1 protein-coding gene is annotated in these 651 nt (G+C 71.0%); it reads right to left on the bottom strand.

From position 1 onward, the window contains the following. A partial coding sequence (locus AAE045_RS23670) for an N-acetylglucosamine-6-phosphate deacetylase (protein ID WP_455549751.1) occupies positions 1 to 651 on the bottom strand: 651 nt, incomplete at both ends.

Genomic DNA, 651 nt, shown 5'->3' with positions numbered 1-651 from the left:
CCAGCGGCAGGCCGAGCAGGTGCACCGCGTTGCGCACCGCCGTGGCCATGTCCAGCGCCGAGCCCGCCAGCGAACCGGCGGCATTGCGCACCACGCCGTCCACGGCCGTGATCACTTCGCCATACAGCTCATAGCTGGGGCTGTCGGCACCCACCGGCGGCATCGCGTCGGTGACCAGCATCACCTTGCCGCGCGGCTTGGCCGCCAGCGCCACGCGCAGGCTGGCCGGGTGCACGTGCACGCCGTCGGCGATGATGCCGATCCAGCTGTCGCGGTCTTCCAGCGCCGCGCCCACCGCACCTGGCTCGCGCCCGGTCAACGGCGACATCGCGTTGTAGAGATGGGTGAAACCGCGGATGCCGGCGTCCAGACCGGCGCGCGCTTCTTCGTAACTGGCGGCGGTATGCCCGGCGGCCACGATCACGCCGCGTTCGACCAGCGCGCGGATGCTCTCCAGCGGCACCCGTTCGGGGGCCAGGGTCAACAGGGTCACGCCGTTGTCGAGCGAGGCCGCCATCGCGATCTCGTCAGCGTCGGGCACGCGGAATTTGTTGGCGTCATGGGTGCCCTTGCGCGCCGGCGCGATGTACGGGCCTTCCAGATGGATACCGAGCACGCCCGGTACGCCTTCGCTGATGGCCTGGCGGGTCG

The sequence above is a fragment of the Dryocola clanedunensis genome (assembly GCF_038405435.1).
Classification (GTDB): domain Bacteria; phylum Pseudomonadota; class Gammaproteobacteria; order Enterobacterales; family Enterobacteriaceae; genus Dryocola; species Dryocola clanedunensis_A.
Note: the sequence above shows the minus strand (reverse complement) of the source record. Positions and strands in the feature narration are given on the sequence as shown.